Origin of the sequence: Leptospira sp. WS58.C1, from assembly GCF_040833995.1 — a bacterium.
In the GTDB taxonomy this organism is placed as follows: domain Bacteria; phylum Spirochaetota; class Leptospiria; order Leptospirales; family Leptospiraceae; genus Leptospira_B; species Leptospira_B cinconiae.
In genome coordinates this window covers 2,672,983-2,692,682 of record NZ_CP162137.1, presented here as the reverse complement: position 1 = coordinate 2,692,682, position 19,700 = coordinate 2,672,983, and the positions used below count along the sequence as shown (strand labels likewise).

The window sequence follows — 19,700 nt, the reverse complement described above, 5'->3', positions numbered from 1 at the left end:
ATCCGATCATGAAAATCGAACAATTGATGGCATTATACGGAGAGAATGGGGCATTACTCGAAGAACTTTATGAAAAGTTTAAAAAGGACCCGAACTCTTTAGACAAAGAATGGTCTCTCTTCTTCCAAGAAGTAGAGACTAACGGAGTTTATCCTCAGAACGGTACCAATGGAAACGGGAACGGAAAAACGGCCGTTACCACTTCTTTTACGGATGCTCAGGCCGGATCCATCCGAGAGATGGGGATTATCAACCTGTTGAATGCGTATCGTAGACAGGGACACTTAGCTGCAAAGTTAGATCCTCTCGGGATCTCTCAACCGAACCGCAAATTTATCGAATCTAAGTTAGGAAATCTAACTGCCGCGGATCTGGATACGGTAGTCGACACACAGAACCCTTCTCTCGGTCGTGCAAAACTGAAAGATGTTGTGGATTGGTTCGAAAAAGCATACTGTAGCACGGTAGGTTACGAACAATATTATCTAGTAAACGACGAAGAAAGAGAATGGCTCCAACATCAGATCGAGTCCGCGGAATACCATGCACCTCTTCCTAAAAGTACTCGTCTCAGACTGTTCGAAAAATTATTCCAAGCGGATCATCTGGAAACATTCTTAGCTAAAAAATACGTAGGTAAAAAACGTTTCTCCTTGGAAGGAGGAGAAAGTATGATCCCTATGCTCGACACGATCGTGGAGGAAGCCGGACGTTTCAAAATGGACGGACTCGTGATCGGTATGGCGCATAGAGGAAGATTGAACGTACTTGTTAACGTGATCGAAAAACCCGCTTCTTTGGTATTCGCAGAATTCGAAGAGAAAGCAGACAAAAGCGCCGGAAGTTATGCGGATGTTAAGTATCACCTAGGATATTCCAATAGCAAAATGACTTCAAGCGGAAAGGAAGTTAAACTTTCCCTTGCATTTAACCCAAGTCACTTGGAAGCGGTGAACCCGGTTGTTACAGGTTCCGTTCGTGCTCGCCAAGAGCAGTATGGAGATACGGATCGTTCTAAATTTATGCCGATCACCATACACGGAGATGCAGCGTTTGCGGGGCAGGGTGTGGTGGCAGAAACCATCAACCTAATGAACCTGGACGGTTATACTACAGGCGGTACTTTCCATATTGTGATCAATAACCAGATCGGATTTACTACTTTGCCGAACGAATCCAGATCCACTTTGTATGCAACTGACCTGGCAAAAGGTTATCAAATCCCTATCGTTCATGTAAACGGTGACGATCCGGAAGCGGTTTATCGAGTGACCAAACTCGGAATGGAATACCGCCAAAAGTTCAAAAAAGACTTTATCATTGATTTGATCTGTTACCGTAGATTGGGTCATAACGAAACGGATGAGCCTGCATTCACTCAGCCTAAAATGTATTCCATCATAAAGAACCATCTTCCTACCGCTCAATTATATGAGAAAAAGTTGATAAATGACGGAGACATCACCGCAGAAGAGTTGGACTTCATCAAAAACGGTTCCGCTCAAGGTTTAGAAGATTCTTTCCAAAGAGCGAAAGAACAAGATATCAAGATGAAAGTGGATACTATGCAGGGTGTTTGGGCAAAATATTCCAAAGAACCTCTGGATAGCGGAACTGCTACATCTCTACTTGCGGAACAAATCGATCGTATCGTAAAAGCGATCACTACCGTTCCGGAAGGTTTTACTCCGAATCCTAAGCTGGTAAAACTTCTTCAAAGCCGTAAAGAAATGGCGGAAGGAAAAGTTTCTCTGGATTACGGAATGGCGGAAGCGCTCTCTTTCGGTTCGATCTTGGAAAACGGATTCAGAGTCCGTCTTTCCGGCCAGGACAGCCAGCGTGGAACATTCTCCCATAGGCACGCGGTTCTAGTGGATATAAACACGGGAGCCAAATACGTAGGTCTAAATCATATCTCCGAAAAACAAGCCAAGGCGGAAGTTGTGAACTCTTCCTTGTCCGAGTTTTCCGTTTTAGGTTTCGAATACGGTTATTCTCTTTCCGATCCGAGCGCTCTTGTTCTTTGGGAAGCTCAGTTCGGCGACTTTGCAAACAACACTCAGGTGATCTTCGACCAATTCCTTTCCAGCTCGGAAGTGAAATGGCAGAGGATGTCGGGTCTTGTCGTACTTCTTCCTCACGGATACGAAGGACAAGGACCTGAGCATAGTTCCGGTAGGGTAGAAAGATTCCTGCAACTATGTGCGGACAATAATATGCAAGTAGCAAACTGTACGAATGCCGCTCAGTATTTCCATTTGCTTCGTAGACAAATTCTGCGTAATTTCCGCAAACCTCTGATTATTTTTACTCCTAAATCTTTATTACGTTTCCCTGGAGCGTTGTCACCGATAGACGATCTTTTAAAAGGAGCGTTTAAGGAAGTTCTTCCGGATGGCGGAGATTTAAAGTCCGATAAAGTGGAGAAAATTGTCTTTAGTTTCGGGAAAGTATATTATGATCTTCTAAAATATAGGGAAGAGAATAAGGTGCAGAATACGGCATTGATCCGTGTTGAACAGGTGTATCCATTTCCAGCTAAAGAGATACAAGAAATCCTTAAAACCTACAAAAATGCTAAAACATTTGTTTGGTGCCAAGAAGAGCCTAAGAACCAAGGTGCTTGGACTTTTGTAAGAGATAGATTCGAGGATATTCTTCCGAACGGAGCAAAACTCAAATATGCGGGAAGAAAAGAATCCGCAAGTCCTGCTGCCGGACATATGAAAGTCCATACACAAGAGCAGGAACAACTAGTTTCAGATGCTTATCTGGTCTGAATCTTAGGCGTCGAATAACGTGGGAGAGCCTGTTCTATTAGCATTATTGTTTGCAGATCGGGTTATCTCGGAAGACAACGGGAAAAAAGGGATCATAGGGACTTTTACTAAGTTCTTTACGGGTCAATTTCCCGTAGTTTTTCCTCCCTGGGGAATATACGTATGTGTCACAAATCTTTCCCCAGGAGACCATGAATTTTCTCTAGAATTAGAACACGCAGATACCGGTGAAAAAGTGATAGGAGTCGGGGGCAATATCCGGGTCAATAACGGTTCGGAACCCGTGGAAATCGGGATCCCGATCCCTCATGCAGTTTTTCCTAAAGAAGGAAGATATATTTTACTCTTCAAAGTGGGTAAAGAAATCGTGGGAAGCCGCCCTCTCTGGGTGGATAAATTAAATCCTACCTGACCGCCTCATTTAGAAAATCCTAAATCTTTTACAAGTCCCTTCGTTTTCTTGTACGGTCGGATAATAAATTTTTTCCAATATTAATTTTTTGAAATACGCTTGATCTGGAAATTTTTTTCAAGTATTGTATCCGTCTCTCATATACGAATTTCTTATAATTCGTTCTAAAATATAAACTATATTGGCATTCGGTTTAGGGCCTCGAGGGGCCGGACTTATAAAGACGGACTCTTATATAATATGGCGACGCCTACGGAAAAAAATATCACATTAGAAAAGGCTTTGCAGGACGCAAAGCTGATTGAATCCAAATTTAAAGGGCTTCTGGAGTCTTTACCTGACTCAATCGTAATGGTAAACGATTCCGGGAGGATCGTATTTGTGAATGAACAAGCTCTTCGAATGTTCGATTACAAAATCGAAGAACTTTTAGGGCAACCTATAGAGATCCTTCTCCCGGATAGATTCAGAAAAAATCATATTGCTCATCGTGATCATTATTTTACCCAGCCAAGGACGAGAACCATGGGAGCTGGTTTGGAACTTTTTGGTAGGAAATCCAACGGGGCAGAATTTCCGGTAGAGATCAGCTTAAGTCCCTATCATACAGAAGAAACAACATTGGTGCTAAGCGCTATACGCGACATTAGAGAGAGGATCAAGGCTGAAGCAAAGTTTAGAGGACTTTTGGAATCCGCACCCGATGCTGTTGTGATCGTGAATCGGGAGGGGAATATCGTACTCATCAATTCTCAAGCGGAAAAATTATTCGGATATCCCAGAGAAGAATTATTACACAAACCAGTTGAAGTTTTAGTACCTGAAAGATTCAGAGCCAATCATCCGAAAAATAGGATCGGCTTTTTTAATGATCCAAAAGTTCGAGGAATGGGAAGCGGGTTGGAATTATATGGGCTGAAGAAGAACGGTTTGGAATTCCCTGTGGAAATCAGCTTAAGTCCCTTGGAAACGGAAGAAGGTATGCTGGTTTCCAGTTCTATCCGCGATATCACCGAACGAAAACAACAGGAAGAATTCAGAAGAGCTGCATTAGAAGAACAGAATGAAAGAATGAAAGAAACCGCCAGATTGAAAAGTGAATTCTTGGCAAACATGTCTCATGAGTTAAGGACTCCTTTAAACGGTATCATTGGTTTTTCGGAATTACTTTCCGACGAAAAGCCTGGGCCGTTAAATGAAAAACAAAAGGAATATTTAACGGATATATTAAATAGTGCGAACCATCTTTTGAAATTGATCAACGACGTCTTAGATCTGGCTAAGGTGGAGTCCGGAAAGATGGAATTATTTTTGGAAACATTCTCTTTATCCACTGCGATCAAGGAAGTTTCCTCCATCATACGTCCTTTGTTAAGAAAGAAGAAGATAAATTTTTCGATAAAAGTAGAGGATCCGATAGATTTTGTGACCTTGGATCCTCAAAAAATAAAACAGATCTTATACAATCTTTTATCCAACGCAGTCAAGTTCAGTCACGAAGGAGGAAATATCAGAGTAGGTATGGAAGCGGAAGGTGAGGAATTTATCCGGATGAGATTCGAAGACGACGGGATAGGTATAGGAGAAAATGATCTAACCAGGATCTTCGAGGAATTTCAACAAATAGACAGCGGAGCCAACAGGCAATTCCAAGGAACGGGACTAGGCCTTGCTTTGACGAAAAGGATCGTGGAATTAATGCACGGAACAATACATGTAGAAAGTGAGTTGGGAAAAGGATCCGTATTCACTATCATACTTCCTAGAAATATCTTGAACGGTAAATAGATATGCCACCTAAAGTTTTGGTTGTGGATGATAATATCGTAAATCTCAAATTGATTTGTGAATTATTGGAATTAGACGAGTATGAGGTTTTAAAAGCGGAAAACGCGGAAGAAGCGCTTCAGATCATAGAAAATTATCCTTTAGATCTAATTCTTATGGACATAGAATTACCTGGAGTTGATGGGCTTACGCTTACTAGACAGTTAAAAGAAAGAGAAAATACGAAAAATATACCTATCATAGCCGTTACCGCTTTTGCAATGAAAGGAGATGCACAAAAAGCTTACGGAGCCGGATGCGACGGCTATATTACGAAACCGATCGATACCAGGAAATTTACGGAACAAATAAACGGTTTTATCAAGGGTTTAAACCCGTGATCCAAAGGATTTTTTTCGTCCCTTACTTTTGCATAATCCGTTTTTTGGCATAAAATTTATGGTTATTCTAATCGTAGACGACAGTTATCAAAATCGGAAATTAATTTCAGCCCAGTTGGAAAGCGAAACTCGAAAAATTTACACCGCTTCCAATGGAATAGAAGCTTTGGAGATTTTGGAAAATACGGAAGTGAATCTGATTATCTCCGATATTTTAATGCCCCAAATGGACGGATACCAATTCTGTTCTCAGGTAAGACAGAATGAGAAGTTCAAACATATTCCGTTTATCGTATATACTGCGACCTACACATCCGATTCCGATGAAAAACTTTCTTTTGATTTGGGAGCGGATGCTTTTTTGAAAAAGCCGGCCGGTCTTAAGTTACTGGAAGAGACGGTAGCAAACGTAGTCAAAAATCCTAGATCGGAGCGTAATGTCAAAAGATTGGTCATAGACTCCGCACCACTCCGACAATATAATCACCGACTTGTGGAAAAATTAGAGGAAAAAAATTTCGAACTCCAAAAGAGGAGTGAAGAGTTAGGTTACGAAATAGAGGAAAGAAGAAGGGCCGAAAGGCTGAACCGAGAAGGTGAAGAGTTATTCAAGGAACTGACGGATGCGATCCATGAAGTGTTTTGGATGACCAGTCTTTCTAAAAATGAGATGGTGTATATTAGCCAAGGATACGAACAGATTTGGGGAAGATCCAGGCAAAGTCTTTTTGAAAATCCGATCTCCTGGATTGAATCTATTCATCCGGATGATAGGGACAGGGTGTATAATAGCGCAAAGACAAAGCAGGTAACGGGAGAATATAGGGAAGAATACAGGATCGTTCGTCCGGACGGAGAGATCCGATGGATCCGGGACAAGGCATTTCCTGTTAGGAATGAAAAGGGAGAAACCGTTCGGATTGCCGGTATTGCAGAAGATATTACCGAACATAAATTGAAAGAATCCCAGTTAAAGGAAGTGGAAAAAAGAAGGGCAGAGCTGGAAGAGCAACTTATACAGGCCCAAAAACTGGAAAGTTTAGGCACCTTAGCAAGCGGGATCGCCCACGATTTTAATAATATACTTTCCATCATCATGGGTCATACCTCCGTGATAGAGAGTAATAGGAATAACCCGGAAAAATTTTCTCAACATATAGCGGCTTTGCATATGGCGACCCAGAGAGGTGCGTCATTGGTAAGGCAACTTTTAACATTCGCCAGAAAAACGGAATTTAATCTAGAACTTATTCAAATAAACGATATCATATTAGAAATAAGTAAACTGATATCTCAGACCTTTCCTAAAAATATCCGCCTTTTTACAAACTTCGAAAAAAATCTTCCTTGGATCAAGGCGGATGCCAATCAGATCCATCAGGTTTTACTAAATTTATGTGTGAACGCCAGAGATGCAATGCCGGACGGTGGAATTCTAAATATGGAATCATTTCTTGCAGCGGAGGAGAATTTAAAGCCGGGATATTCGAAAAATTTGGCTGAAAAATATATAGTCCTTAGGATCTCGGATTCCGGAAGTGGGATGAGTGAAAAAACAAAACAAAGGATTTTTGAGCCATTCTTCACAACAAAAGAAATAGGCAAGGGGACAGGGCTTGGGCTTGCATTGGCTTACAGTGTGATAGAGAATCACAAGGGTTGGATAGAGGTAGATTCCGAATTAGGAAAAGGTACGACATTTTTCGTATACTTGCCTGTACCGAAGGAAAAATCGGAAGTGATTATAAAACCGATTTCTTCGGAATCCGAGTTTTCAGGAGGCAACGAAAGTATTCTTGTAATTGAGGACGAAGAACTTCTCCGAAATATGTTGGGAGATCTTTTGGAGTCCAAAGGTTACAAAGTGTATTTGGCTGCGGACGGAGAGGACGGTGTAGAACAATTTCTATTGAGGCATTCGCAAATCGATTTGGTACTAACTGATCTTGGTCTTCCAAAGTTCGGAGGAGAAGAAGTGATCAAAAGAATCAGGGCGATTCATAATAACGTAAAGATAATTTTAGCAAGCGGGTTTATGGAACCTGAGTTAAAACTTGCCTTAAAAGATTTCGGGATAAGTTATTTTATCCAAAAGCCTTATTTGGGAACAGAGATCCTTTCCTGCATCCGTTCCACTTTGGACCAAAAATAAGATATCACTTAATCTTATCTTATGTTGAAAATAAAATATTGATCTGTGTAGTAATGGCCACGGTGTTGGTTTTAATTTAAGTGAAAAAGAGAAACGAAAATGAGTCGTGCACGTCCTTTACCGGTCTTAACTCGGAGGCAAAAAACTTTCAGAATTTCTAATAGAAAAAACGGCGCAGATCTCCGAAACGGATGGAGATAGAAGAGTATTAGGATAAAGTTCGTATGGAGAACACGGAGTTTCCTATTCGTGTATTCGGGTCTCTTTAAGAGTTTTTTCACTTTTTTAGTTGGGCGAGTAATGTAATAAGTTGTTTTCGGTCGACAGCCGACATGCCTCGATACAGGCGAGCATTCATTTTCCTACCTGCACGAATTATTTTCAAACGTGTATTTTTCCCGGACATCGTTAACCGAACCCGAGATTCTCGTGCGTCAAGGGAGGAGCGCTCTTGGATTGCAAGATTCAGGTCGACCAGCTTTTGCACTAACGGGGTAACGCTAGATTGATCTCTAAAGATTTGTCTAGCAATCTCTTTCATCGATTGCGGGCGATCCCCTTTGAGAGCGCACAGAACGGCTCCCATTGCCGGAGTTATATTCGTGACCCCGAAACGTACGTAATCCCTTTTCACTTCGTCAAGAATTTGATCTCGTAACACGGTAATCAGGACCAATAGTCTATCTTGTTTCATTCTTCTCGCATCCTCCATTTCCTTTCTCAGGGAAAAGTCCTATGTTTGTCGAAAATTGCTTTGAATACCAAGCAATTTTCGCATTTAATAAATAGATTTCTAAAATTTATGATTTACTGCACAGATTGTCGGTCTCTTACCTTACCTGAGAATTTTTAAAATGCTTTGGATCCCAAGCATCTAGGAGGGAAAATTGCCCGCTGATAATATATTTACGCGATTTCTTTATTTGATATTCGCTCTCGTTTCCTATACGGTGTATCTTTTGAGTACGTTAATTTTTGTTTTTCGTCTTCTCGACCTCACTAGATTCATAGAGGCTTTAACCTTCGAATTTCAATTTGGGCTAATAGGGTCGATCTGTTTAGACGTTGCGTTAGTAGCGATGTTCGGTATCCCTCATAGCGTTATGGCAAGAGCCGGGTTCAAAGAGTATTGTCGCAGAATAATACCATTGCCGATTGAGCGGAGTCTTTACGTTTTTATCGCTAGCGTAGCCTTGATCGCTCTCTCGTGCCTTTGGCAGCCGATCCGTTTTGAAATTTGGAATATTAAGAACGATTTCGGAATGTACGCAACATATTCGATTTTTATAATAGGGCTTATTTTGGCCGTTGTCTCGACTTTTTTAATAGATCATTTCGAACTTTTCGGATTGAAGCAGGCCTGGAATTATCTGAAGAAAACCGAATCACATAATTCCGAATTTGTTTCGCCGTCACTTTATAGATTGGTACGTCATCCGATGATGTTCGGAATGATCTTAGTTCTATGGAGTACACCTTTAATGGATCTGGGTCATTTGATTTTATCCACAGGTATGACTCTTTATATCGTCATCGGGACATTTTTTGAAGAAAGGGATCTGGTCCGGACTTTCGGAGAAAAGTATATCCAATATAAACATGAGGTTCCCATGTTTTTACCCTCTTTCACATTAAAACAAAGGATGAAATCGGAGAAAAAAGTATGAAAGTTGCCAATATGATATTGTCCCAAAGATTCTGCGGCCTGGCGCTCGAACAAATCGGTCCTGTAAAAGACGCAAGCGATCTGGGACGCTTTGGCTAGATCCTCGGAATTGGGATAATACGAATCAACAGTGGTAGCCGCTTCTACATAGAGGGAAACTTTAGGGACCTATCTCAATTTCATCTTACGGATCTCTTCTGCGACCGGGATGTTTTGGTATTCTATCCTTTCTTTTTCGTAGTAGAGTAGAGCTTCTATCGAATTTGTTTTCGGAAAAAATTTTCGGATCTCTGTGAGCGGGATACGGATCGTATCTGAGTTAGGGTTTTTGTTGAAGAACTCAGTATTTTCCGCTCTTAGAATGAGTTGCAGATCTTTCGGGTCGAAAGTTTTGATCTTTTCCGATTTTATAATATTCTCGAAAAGTGTTTCTTGTTCCTTTTTTCTTGAGATAGTGCGAAAGGGGATCGTAGTCCATTCGAATAGAGCTCCGATGTCTGCAAACATTCCTAGAATATATCGATTCCATGGTTTGTCATCCGAGTCCAGTTGTCTGTATCCGTCGGTCTTCTTATAATCGTAAAATACTTTTTTGGTTTCTAAGGTTTTTCTTTTTTCTACTGTTTCTTGGAAGGAGGCGCCTTCTATTTTTAATACCAGCTCGAAGTTTTGGAATTCGAAGTCTATTCTGCCCTTATTAGAGATGATCACTTCTTCTTTTTTATCCAGTAAGCGAGAATCTATCGTTTCCTGTTTATAAGGAAAAACCGTAAAACAATTTAGGAAAGAAGATTGGATCAAAACTAAGGCCGCAAAATAGAAATAGCGAAAAGAGCGAAATTTATTCACTGAAATAAAGGTACCATTCCGTAGGCGGACTCGAATGCATCCGCCTGCTCTTCACAGGCCCAAAGTTCCAGACTTTTATCGTAATTTTGATTTGTGACCAAGGTGAAAATCGTTTGGTTTTTTCGGATCTGGCACTTGATCGTTTCTATTAATCCCTGTCTGTTCCGATTGCATGCACTTGCGATTCGTAAAATTGCGGAAAGTTTTTCGACGATCTCCTGTTCTTTTGGACTCACTCTTTGGAATTCTCTATGTTTGGATTTGGGGGAACTTTTACGATGGTATCTTGCTGTGAGCGCTATGATCTCTATTTCTCCCCAGGTAAAGCCGAGCATAGCCTCCGAGTTTCGGATCAGATAATAACTGTGTTTATGATAGGCCGAATGTGAAATGAATAAACCTATCTCATGAAGTAAGGAAGAAGCTTCCAAATATTCTCTTTCTTCCTTTCCCAATCGATGTACCGACTGTAATTGATCGAATATATCCAAGGCCAGTTTGGCTACATGGCGGGCGTATTCCTGGTCCCTCGTATAGGAAACTAAAAGATTCAAAATGGACTTTTGGCGGATATCGTCCAGATGTTTGGAATGTTCCAAATCCTGGAAATGTTCCCATTTTCGGATCGTATCGTAGATTAATCCCTCCCTAAGCGCGAACTCGGAAACCGTCATTTCCGGGAGATCAAGTAACTGAAAGAGTTCGTCCAGGATCAATATCCCGCCTACGATGATATCGGAACGTTTCGAATCGAAACCGGGGATCTTACTTCTCTTTTTGGAAGTATCCGCTTCTAAGATCAGATTCCTGGCACGTTTGAATTCGGAGGATTGGAATGTATAATGATTTAACGGTCTTTCTTCCGTTTCTCCCTCGAAAGCCCGAATGATCCCGGCAGTTGCTTGGACTGTTCCGGAGGAACCTATGATCATTTCCGGTTTTAGGTCTCGGATGATCTTTCGGAAAGGAAGAATGATCTCTTCCACATAAAGTTTACATTTACGTATCTGAGAGGAGTCCAAGGTTTCGGATTTTAGGAATTTTTCGGTGAGTCGGATCGCTCCTAATTTGAAACTTTTGGAGAATAAAATATCCCCTCGATATCCGACTAAAACTTCGGTACTTCCTCCGCCTATATCCACAAGCAGGACCTTTTTATCGAATACAGGAAGACCTTGTAGGACCCCGAAATAGATAAGTCGGGCTTCTTCATATCCGCTGATGACATCGATCTTGATCCCGGCTTCTTTTAAAGCGGCGGCCTGGAATTCTGCACGATTGGAGGCTTCTCTCATTGCAGATGTAGCAACTGCTCTGATCTCCGCTTTTGAGTTATCTGCGAGCATCTTAAAACGCTTTAAACACTCGATTGCACGCCTAAATGCGGGAGGGTCGATCTCGCCTCCTTCTTCTAAACCGCTTCCGAGACGTACGTTCTCCTTCTCTCTGGCGATTGCTTCAAAGGTCCCGTTTTCTCGGACCCGGACGATAATCATGTGAAAGGAGTTTGTGCCTAGATCGATGGCAGCTAGGGTGTTTTCCCGGACCATAAGTTCCCCAAGTTTATGGAGGTCACAATGGGTTCCAATTTGTTTTTCGTTTTTTTTGTTTTGGAATTGCCCCGGAGGATCGGGCCGGAAATATTGAATTGGATCGCGACCGTAAAATCCTAGAGATTTTCGCCGATTCTGCAGATAATAAATAAGATCAACCAGCCTTCTGGCAGCAAAGGATAGAAATGATATTCGATAAGCTATACGGATTATTTTCCAACGATATGGGAATCGACCTCGGAACCGCAAACACTCTCGTCCATGTAAAAGGGCAAGGTATCGTTCTTTCCGAGCCTTCCGTAGTAGCGGTCCACGCAGCTACGGGCAAAGTGCTCGCAGTAGGCCAGGAAGCTAAAAGAATGTTGGGACGTACTCCCGGCGAGATCGTAGCGATCCGTCCTATGAAAGACGGGGTGATCGCGGACTTCGAAACTGTGGAAAAAATGATCCGCTACTTTATTGCAAAAGTCCATAACAGAACCACTTTCGTAAAGCCAAGGATCGTGATCGGAGTTCCTTCCGGGATCACCGAGGTGGAAAGACGTGCGGTCCGCGAATCCGCAGAACAAGCAGGAGCAAGAGAGATCTTCTTGATCGACGAGGCATTGGCTGCCGCGATCGGTGCAAATATTCCGATCAACGAACCTGCAGGTAACATGATCGTGGATATCGGCGGTGGAACTACAGAGATCGCCGTGATCTCTCTTGGCGGGATGGTGATCGCCGAGTCCATCAGAACAGGTGGAGACGAGTTCGATGATGCTATCATCAAATATTTAAGAAACCAATACAATCTGGTCGTCGGAGAAAGAACTGCGGAAGATATCAAACTGACTATCGGTAACGCGTACCCCGAAAAGAAAACCGAGACCATGGAAGTAAAAGGTAGGGATGCGATCTCCGGATTACCTCGTACTCTGGAATTAGAATCCAACGAGATCCGCAAGGCTCTCAAAGAACCGACTGACGAAATTTTAGACGGGATCAAAAGAGTTCTGGAAAGAACTCCACCTGAACTTGCTTCGGATATCGTAGAAAGAGGGATTGTTCTTACCGGAGGAGGATGCCTTCTTCGCGGATTGGAAACTTATCTTTCCAAAGAAACCGGCGTGCCTGTGTTCAGAGCGGAAAATCCTCTGACTTGTGTAGTGCTTGGGACCGGAAAATTTTTGGACGAAGTTAAGTATCTGAAACCAGGGATCCGTTAATTCGGATCTCGGTCTCCGGCTGATCGTCGGAGTCCGATACGGAATTTTTTATGCTTTGGCTTCAAGTTAATAAAAGTAAGGAAACCGTTTCCCTTTTATTCTGTATCGTATTCTCGCTTCTTTCCCTGACTTTTAAGAGTAACGTTTTTGTTAGAGGGATCGCAAGTTTCCAGAGAGTGGGAGATTCCGTTTCCGGTTCCATTGACGGAGTGGGTTCCTTTTTTAAAGGAGCTTATACTAAATTAGAATCTTTTGAAGCGGTCCGTCAGGAAAGGGATGCTTGTGTCGCTGCGATAGACGATTATAAACTTCTTCCCCAAGATCTCGAAAGGGTGAGCCGAGAGAACGAAAGTCTCAGAAGAGAATTACGTTTTAATACGAAACAAAAGTATTCTACGGTCAAAGCGGAAGTTCTTTCCGTTCGATTGAATTCCATCTATCGTACGATCATTATAGATAAAGGTTCCGAAGCTGGGATCAAACCTTATATGCCTGTCACTGCAAGAGCGGTGAATCAAAAGGGTGAAATTATAGAAGCTCTCGTAGGTAAGGTGATCGCAGTCACCGGAGGATCCGCAGTGGTCCAGCCAATCATCAATTCCAATTTTAGTATGGGTGTTTCCATTCCGGAAAGTAATCTTTGGGCCACTCTTTCCGGAAACTCCGGAAGAGGAATGGAAGCTTTGATGAATTATATAGATAGCGGTATCATCATCGATCCAAGGATTTTCGGAGATTATCCGATGGGTCCAAGCGAGATGATCCAGTACACCGAATCTTTAAGTAAGATCGGCAAACCTGTTTACAGTTCCGGTTCTTCCGGAATGTTCCCGCCCGGAATTCCTGTTGGTATTATCACGGAAGAAGGTCCGCGCAACGGAAGTTTTAAGACTGCATTCTTAAAACCTTTTGTTCGTTTCGATATGTTGGAGTCGGTTACAATTCTCATGAAACTTCCCGAAAAATGGGCGGAGACCTGGCCGGAAGGACAGAATATCAATATCGAAAATCCGTACTTTGGTGAATTGAATTATCCTAAAGAAGAAAAGGAGCCTAAGGCACCGACTCCGAACGGAAATAAACCTGTGGAAGCTCCTAAAACCCAGAAACCGGAAGGGAATGGCCCCGGATTCTCTGACGAGGAAACGAACTGATGATCTTAGAATATATAGTCATTGGTGCCGGGATCTTGATCTCTCACTTCTTGAACGGCACAAACCTATTCGAGATCTCCGGATTTAAGCCCGACTTTATGGTAATCTTTGTTCTATTCTTTGCACTTAGAAAAGGAACAATGGCTGGGATCTGGATCGGATTTTTCGGTGGATTACTTTCGGATTCAGGTTTAGGGGGAGAAATAGTCGGAAATGTAGTTACCTATAAGATAGGGCTTCACTCTCTCACGTTCTGTATCATGGGATACCTCGTCGGAAAGTTCGCAAGACCTGCTTATCACGAAAATCAGATTTCCATAATGTTATATTCTCTTATTGTAACGTTGATTTCCAGGATCGCTTCTTATTTCCTATTTTCCTTATTCTTTCATGAAAATCTAAATTACTCCATCATCAGTACGTCGATCTTTAATGGAGCGATCGCTCCTATTTTCTTCTGGGTCCTTGGAAAATTGTACAGATTGGAGCAGGCGGAAGGCTAAAATGTTGGGGGGAGGAGGATCTTCTTCAGCAACAGAATTTAGACTGGAGCGCAGTTTCAGGCTAAGGCTGTACATGTTCTCCGGACTTGTGGCGTTTGCTTTGATCGCCTTTGTGATCCAGCTGTTCAACCTCCAGATCGTGCAAGGTACGAATAACTCTTTAAAGGCGGAAAAGTTCGTCCGAAAAAGTGAAACCATTCCTGCTGCCAGAGGAGAAATGTTCGATCGGAACTTTCTTACTCCTGAAACTTCGATGGCGCTGGTTTCCAATTATTCCAGTTTGGATGCGGTACTAAACACTTCGCTTCTCAAATACGACCCTGTTAGAGTTAAAAATTTTTTACAGGAATTCGCAAGGACCCTTTCCATTCCGATGTCTTATTATGAAGAGGACTTACTCGAGCCTAAATTTTCCAAAAAGATCAAAACCAAAAAGCCGTTCGTACTTTTGGAAGCGATCTCCAAGGCTCAACAAGAGCGTATATCGGTTTTCGATAATATATCTAAATACGTGATCTTGGTTCCTTCTCCTAGAAGGATCTATAAGATGGGTCCTGCACTTGCGCATGTGACCGGATATATAGGTAAGCCTAGTAAAACGGACCTTCTTACCCGAGAGATCAAGTCTTACCAATGGCTTGGAAAAGACGGGTTGGAGCTCCAATACGATTCCCGACTCCGAGGAACGGACGGATTCCGAATCCAGAAAAGAAGTTCCGAGGGAAATATCGAGGAAGAAAGGGTGGTGGAACATTCTACTCCCGGAAACAATCTTGTTCTCACGATCGACAAAGACATCCAACTTGCCGCCTATAAGGCGCTAAAAGGAGCTAGGGGAACCGCGATTGCGATGCGTCCCTCCACCGGCGAAATTTTGGCAATGGCTTCTAATCCGAGTTACGATCCGAATGTTCTCTCCGGAAAAAGTAGATCGGAAAGGACTGCACATTATAAGAGGGTCGATGCGAACGGCGGATTTTTAAATCTTGCGATCCAGTCCAAATTTCCTCCCGCTTCCACCTACAAAACGTTAGTTGCCCTTGCCGCTTTGGAAAGCGGTCATAAGGTGGATTATACTCCTGAAACCAGTTACCAATGCAACGGTAGTTACACTTTAAAATCCACGTTTGCAGGAGTGCCGGATCAAGTATTTTATTGTTGGGAAAAGGGCGGGCATGGGACGAATGATCTGGCTCACGCTCTTCAAAAATCATGTTCCGTATATTTTTATAACCTAGGATACAAACTTGGTTCCGATCCTATCTTGACGTATTCCCGTTTATTCTTATTGGACCAAAAATCCAAGGTGGATCTTCCGGGAGAGATTGCAGGTCAGGTTCCTTCTCCTGCTTGGAAAAAAAGGATTTATGGGACCCGATGGTTCGATGGAGATACGATCAATCTTTCTATCGGACAAGGGTTCATGTCCGTTACTCCGCTTTCCATGACTTTGTTCTATGCCGGATTATTGAATAAAGGACAGATTTACCAACCGTATATTGTCAATGAGATAAGAGATCCTTTAGACAATTCAATCATCAATCGCACGGATCCTCAGAGATTAAGCGATATTCCGATCCAATCTTCTACAGTAGAAGCGATCAAGACGGGACTTAGATTGGTAGTGAAGAATGGAACCGCTGCATTCGTATTGAATAAGCCCGGACTTCCGGATATTGCAGGGAAAACAGGAACCGCCCAGACAAGAAGAAGGGGATCTTCCGGATCAAACCACGCATGGTTTATCGGATACGCTCCAGCAAATGCCCCGGTCAGCGAACAAGTATTAGTCGCCGTATTCGTAGAATATGGAGTAGGGGGAGCGGCGGGAGCGGCACCCGTCGCAAGAGAAATGTTCAGAGCCGCTTTTCCTCCCGGAAGTTTTAAAAGAACCGCGGAGATCCCAGAGACTGCTGCTCCTATAGCACCGGAGAATGTACAATGATGTCGGATCGTTCCATAGATAGGATCGACTACTTTTTAGTAGGCTCGGTCATCATAGTAGTGATATGTAGTGTTCTCACATTGTACTCGCAAGAATATAATTTTGACGATCCGAGTATCGGACTCATGGGCCATAAATGGTTCAAACAGTTCTTGTTCTTCCTGCTTGGACTCGTCATTATGTGGTTTCTTTCCAGGGTCAATTACCAATTGATCGGGGCTTACGCATTATTCATCTATGGATTTGCCATTCTATTATTAGCGCTCACTCTTGTGAAATGGATCGGTTATCTTCCTTCCAGTAGAGGGGCAAGATCCTGGATCAAGGTCGGACCATTCTTGTTGCAGGCCTCGGAGTTTGCAAAACTTGCGACTGTGATACTACTCGGTCAGTATCTGGTATTAAAAGAAAAAGAAATGAAGAAGTTAGTCGTACTAGTTATCCCATTCGGGATCGTTCTTCTTCCTATGGCTTTGATACTTTTACAGCCGGACTTCGGGACTGCCGTTTCCTTTTTACCGATCTTATTTACCATGTTGTTTTTGGGAGGAGCCGACTATTTCCATATCGGTTCCTTTATCACATTCGGAGGGATCTCGCTCGTTCTTCCGATGTACGTGGAATATTCCAAACTTACTCTGTTAAACGATATCCTAGCCTTCTTACAAAGAACGGGAAAAACGGACCTTCTATCCGTAGTAAACCGATTGGGGGGAAAAACTTGGCAGGTCCTCGACGGGAAAGAAGTAGCCGGAGCCAATTTAACTCCTAAGACGACCGCTGCGCTACGAGAAGTTTTCGATCAGGTAATCGATTTAGAAGCGAGCTTCGTATTTAAACTGCTCTCCAATCAAGGATTACTGATCGGAGTCGGCGCAACACTTATCATATTCAGTATTATTATGATCCTTCTCCGCATCGCTAGGGGAAGTAAAACATTACGTTCTTATTATATTCCTCTCGGGATATTAGGGATCAGTCTGATCTCTGCGGTAGTCGTGATGAAAACCGTTCCTTTCCGGGAAAACCAGGTCATTCGATTGACTGCATTCTTAAATCCTGACGAGTTCAAACAAGATGCGGGATACCAGCTTAGAGCATCCAAACCTGCGGTCGGATCCGGAAAATTATTCGGAAAAGGATTTTTGAATGCAGAAATGACGGAAGGAAAAATCCCACATGTTCCCGAATCCAGTACGGATTTCATCTTTGCATCCTGGGCGGAACAAACCGGATTTATAGGTTCTGTGTTTTTACTCTTCTTCTTATTTTCCATTCCGCTTAGGGGATTACAGATCAGTTATGAAAGTAAGGACAGATTCGGGTCGCTACTTGCTTCCGGAATCGTAGCGATGTTATTCTATCATATGGCGATCAATATCGGTATTGTTCTCGGGCTATTACCTGTGACAGGGATCCCACTTTCTTTCATGAGTTACGGCGGTTCTCACTTACTTATGTCCATGGCGGCGGTTGGGATCATTCTTTCCATCAAGATGAGAAAACACGCAAACTAAGTTTTTTAGGGGGAAAGCTTTCCCCCTGGCCTGAGCCAAGGTCTCAGGCCACCCCCTTCTCCGGGAAAATTTCCTTTAAAAAAGCCCGGACCCGATCATTATTTAGGTGGGAATCCCGGTTCTCGGAATTTTCCCATAATTAAATTTACTTTATGGGAAAGTAAGGGACCGATATTAAGGATACTAATAACTAAACCTTTCTAAAAATACAGTTTAGTGTGGCAAAAGCCGGTTTTCACTTAATATGGAAAGAGTAAAAGACTCCAGATTTCTATTCGATCTGAAAAGAAAGTTCCGTTATATCTTGGAAGAAGTGGAGAAAAATACCTACGACCAAGATTCGGAAGTCAGAGAATTAGAAACGCTCTGGGAGGAAATGTTCGACGTCGCTTCCCGAAACGACACTCCTTACTTTAAGGCTAGACTTTCCAATTTAAAAAGACAGTTAGACGGCTTTGTTCGAAACAAGGCTTACGAAAAACAAGAGTTCGATCGGATCTACAGGCAATTAGAGAAAATACGTAAAGACGACACCGTGGAATTTTTGGACGAATCCATGCGTTCCACATTGGGAAGGATAGCGGAAAATACGAACCGGGTTGCAGCTACCGTAGCCGGTTCGGGAATAGAGCCCGGTTCGCTGAACGGGATTCCCTTACTCCTTACATTTAGATGCGGCACAGTCCATTTTATCGTAAAATCCGGACCTAAAAAAATATTCAAAAACGTGAATCGAAACAAGGACAAGGTCCTATACGAAGGAAAAAAATATCCTATCTTCCCGAGCAGGTCGATTTATTTTTCTTGGGAAGGAGAAAGTCGAACCTGGGAAACCGAACCAGGCACTTTACTCATGATCCGTTATCCGGAAGGAATCCGATTCTTTAGATGTGACGCATTAGGAGATACTTTCCGTATCCCGGAAGATACTTTTAAAAGAAGATTACAACCTACGGACAAACAATCTTCCGAGATCCGTTATTATTTCCGCAAAGCAGGAATTCGATATTATTATATTCCCCAAATGGGTGAGTGATATTTTTTATCAAATTTTTAGAATGTTCTTTTTCCCGAAAATTTGGAAATACAAAAGTTCATTTTTTTGAACCAATTTCTACTTATTGATAATATTATATGCGCAAAATCCTGGTTATCGGATATGACAGAATCATATATAAAAGCTTACAATTGGACGACCTATGAATGTTATTAAAATTTTATATCTACTTTTTGTCCCATTGAGCGTGATTGGTTGTCGAACCGTTCAGGTAATCGGCGAAGGTTTTGAGTTGAATGAAAGAAAATTTGCCAATACTTCAGAATTGAACGGTAAAAAAATTTATTTGGATATGATATACCAATATGGACTCAAGGAGACTGTCTCGAAGGATGGGAAAGTTGAGCGGACGATCGATAAAGATGTGGAAGTTTTATATCTGAAATTTCGCGATTCGCTATTTAAGCAATTCAGAGATAAATACAGGGTTAATATTGTTTTAGGAAAACAAATCGAAAGAGATGCATACTCTATTTTATTGAGTCCAAGAGTTTATCCAAATACAGAAACAATATCTAAAGCAAGTCTAATTATAATTAAGGGAACGAAGCTTTTCTATAAGATGGATATCGTAAATGATGAAATTTATTTTATTCAAATGTTTAATCAGGAACAGTTCCCTGCAAAAACAATAGAAGAATTATCGGATGCCATAGCAGAAAAAACTTATGAGACCGTTTTTAAAAATGCATCTGAACAATAATCTTATCGCCTAACATAAATTTATCGTAATTTA

General features: G+C 42.1%; 16 protein-coding genes. 13 read left to right on the top strand and 3 right to left on the bottom strand.

Annotated features, from left to right (window positions below; translation table 11 throughout):
* Positions 1–8 precede the first annotated feature (8 nt).
* From AB3N61_RS12300 to AB3N61_RS12280, 5 genes are all read left to right on the top strand, one after another.
* A complete protein-coding gene (locus AB3N61_RS12300) occupies positions 9–2,780 on the top strand; it encodes a 2-oxoglutarate dehydrogenase E1 component (RefSeq protein WP_367897724.1) in 2,772 nt (923 codons plus the stop codon).
* A 19-nt stretch (positions 2,781–2,799) separates the two neighbouring features.
* On the top strand, positions 2,800–3,192 hold the full coding sequence (locus AB3N61_RS12295) for a DUF6941 family protein (RefSeq protein ID WP_020768835.1): 393 nt from the start codon (positions 2,800–2,802) through the stop codon (positions 3,190–3,192).
* A gap of 240 nt (positions 3,193–3,432) precedes the next feature.
* A complete protein-coding gene (locus tag AB3N61_RS12290) occupies positions 3,433–4,980 on the top strand; it encodes a PAS domain S-box protein (RefSeq protein ID WP_367897723.1) in 1,548 nt (515 codons plus the stop codon).
* A gap of 2 nt (positions 4,981–4,982) precedes the next feature.
* On the top strand, positions 4,983–5,360 hold the full coding sequence (locus AB3N61_RS12285) for a response regulator (protein WP_020768840.1): 378 nt from the start codon (positions 4,983–4,985) through the stop codon (positions 5,358–5,360).
* Between the two features lie 58 nt (positions 5,361–5,418).
* Positions 5,419–7,512, top strand: a complete 2,094-nt coding sequence (locus tag AB3N61_RS12280) for a response regulator (RefSeq protein WP_367897722.1) — start codon at positions 5,419–5,421, stop codon at positions 7,510–7,512.
* Between the two features lie 277 nt (positions 7,513–7,789).
* On the opposite strand, the gene AB3N61_RS12275 is transcribed toward AB3N61_RS12280, so the two are convergent.
* Positions 7,790–8,206 (bottom strand): MarR family winged helix-turn-helix transcriptional regulator, encoded by a 417-nt coding sequence (locus tag AB3N61_RS12275; RefSeq protein ID WP_036089094.1) that lies wholly within the window; start codon positions 8,204–8,206, stop codon positions 7,790–7,792.
* A 385-nt stretch (positions 8,207–8,591) separates the two neighbouring features.
* On the opposite strand from AB3N61_RS12275, the gene AB3N61_RS12270 reads away from it, so the two are divergent.
* On the top strand, positions 8,592–9,179 hold the full coding sequence (locus tag AB3N61_RS12270) for a methyltransferase family protein (RefSeq protein ID WP_367899097.1): 588 nt from the start codon (positions 8,592–8,594) through the stop codon (positions 9,177–9,179).
* 167 nt (positions 9,180–9,346) lie between these two features.
* Here AB3N61_RS12270 and AB3N61_RS12265 read toward each other — a convergent pair whose 3' ends face one another.
* The gene (locus AB3N61_RS12265; protein WP_367897721.1) at positions 9,347–10,027 is read right to left on the bottom strand and encodes a hypothetical protein; all 681 of its coding nucleotides are present in this window, start codon (positions 10,025–10,027) and stop codon (positions 9,347–9,349) included.
* Positions 10,024–11,577 (bottom strand): Ppx/GppA phosphatase family protein, encoded by a 1,554-nt coding sequence (locus AB3N61_RS12260; protein ID WP_036089090.1) that lies wholly within the window; start codon positions 11,575–11,577, stop codon positions 10,024–10,026. The genes AB3N61_RS12265 and AB3N61_RS12260 overlap by 4 nt, the downstream gene beginning before the upstream one ends.
* A 188-nt stretch (positions 11,578–11,765) precedes the next feature.
* Between AB3N61_RS12260 and AB3N61_RS12255 the strand changes: the two genes are divergently transcribed.
* From AB3N61_RS12255 to AB3N61_RS12225, 7 genes are all read left to right on the top strand, one after another.
* Positions 11,766–12,788 carry a rod shape-determining protein gene (locus AB3N61_RS12255; protein ID WP_008595388.1) on the top strand — a complete coding sequence of 341 codons (1,023 nt, stop codon included), beginning with the start codon at positions 11,766–11,768 and terminating at the stop codon, positions 12,786–12,788.
* Between the two features lie 50 nt (positions 12,789–12,838).
* The gene (gene mreC, locus AB3N61_RS12250) at positions 12,839–13,942 is read left to right on the top strand and encodes a rod shape-determining protein MreC (RefSeq protein WP_367897720.1); all 1,104 of its coding nucleotides are present in this window, start codon (positions 12,839–12,841) and stop codon (positions 13,940–13,942) included.
* Positions 13,942–14,445 (top strand): rod shape-determining protein MreD, encoded by a 504-nt coding sequence (gene mreD, locus AB3N61_RS12245; protein ID WP_020768798.1) that lies wholly within the window; start codon positions 13,942–13,944, stop codon positions 14,443–14,445. The genes mreC and mreD overlap by 1 nt, the downstream gene beginning before the upstream one ends.
* 1 nt (position 14,446) lies before the next feature.
* Positions 14,447–16,390: a penicillin-binding protein 2 gene (gene mrdA / locus AB3N61_RS12240; RefSeq protein ID WP_036089085.1), complete on the top strand. Its 1,944-nt coding sequence runs from the start codon at positions 14,447–14,449 to the stop codon at positions 16,388–16,390.
* Positions 16,387–17,907, top strand: a complete 1,521-nt coding sequence (gene rodA / locus AB3N61_RS12235; protein WP_367897719.1) for a rod shape-determining protein RodA — start codon at positions 16,387–16,389, stop codon at positions 17,905–17,907. Before mrdA ends, rodA begins: the two co-directional genes overlap by 4 nt.
* A 244-nt stretch (positions 17,908–18,151) precedes the next feature.
* Positions 18,152–18,943: a hypothetical protein gene (locus tag AB3N61_RS12230; RefSeq protein WP_367897718.1), complete on the top strand. Its 792-nt coding sequence runs from the start codon at positions 18,152–18,154 to the stop codon at positions 18,941–18,943.
* Positions 18,944–19,106: 163 nt separating this feature from the next.
* Positions 19,107–19,667 carry a hypothetical protein gene (locus AB3N61_RS12225; RefSeq protein ID WP_367897717.1) on the top strand — a complete coding sequence of 187 codons (561 nt, stop codon included), beginning with the start codon at positions 19,107–19,109 and terminating at the stop codon, positions 19,665–19,667.
* The last annotated feature ends 33 nt before the right edge of the window (positions 19,668–19,700 follow it).

Coding starts and splice junctions, on each gene's coding strand:
- AB3N61_RS12285 (WP_020768840.1), top strand. CDS start 4,983: ATGCCACCTAAAGTTTTGGTTGTGGATGATAATATCGTAAATCTCAAA.
- mrdA (WP_036089085.1), top strand. CDS start 14,447: ATGTTGGGGGGAGGAGGATCTTCTTCAGCAACAGAATTTAGACTGGAG.
- AB3N61_RS12300 (WP_367897724.1), top strand. CDS start 9: ATGAAAATCGAACAATTGATGGCATTATACGGAGAGAATGGGGCATTA.
- rodA (WP_367897719.1), top strand. CDS start 16,387: ATGATGTCGGATCGTTCCATAGATAGGATCGACTACTTTTTAGTAGGC.
- mreC (WP_367897720.1), top strand. CDS start 12,839: ATGCTTTGGCTTCAAGTTAATAAAAGTAAGGAAACCGTTTCCCTTTTA.
- AB3N61_RS12270 (WP_367899097.1), top strand. CDS start 8,592: ATGTTCGGTATCCCTCATAGCGTTATGGCAAGAGCCGGGTTCAAAGAG.
- AB3N61_RS12225 (WP_367897717.1), top strand. CDS start 19,107: ATGAATGTTATTAAAATTTTATATCTACTTTTTGTCCCATTGAGCGTG.
- AB3N61_RS12275 (WP_036089094.1), bottom strand. CDS start 8,206: ATGAAACAAGATAGACTATTGGTCCTGATTACCGTGTTACGAGATCAA.
- AB3N61_RS12290 (WP_367897723.1), top strand. CDS start 3,433: ATGGCGACGCCTACGGAAAAAAATATCACATTAGAAAAGGCTTTGCAG.
- mreD (WP_020768798.1), top strand. CDS start 13,942: ATGATCTTAGAATATATAGTCATTGGTGCCGGGATCTTGATCTCTCAC.
- AB3N61_RS12280 (WP_367897722.1), top strand. CDS start 5,419: ATGGTTATTCTAATCGTAGACGACAGTTATCAAAATCGGAAATTAATT.
- AB3N61_RS12230 (WP_367897718.1), top strand. CDS start 18,152: ATGGAAAGAGTAAAAGACTCCAGATTTCTATTCGATCTGAAAAGAAAG.
- AB3N61_RS12260 (WP_036089090.1), bottom strand. CDS start 11,577: ATGGTCCGGGAAAACACCCTAGCTGCCATCGATCTAGGCACAAACTCC.
- AB3N61_RS12255 (WP_008595388.1), top strand. CDS start 11,766: ATGATATTCGATAAGCTATACGGATTATTTTCCAACGATATGGGAATC.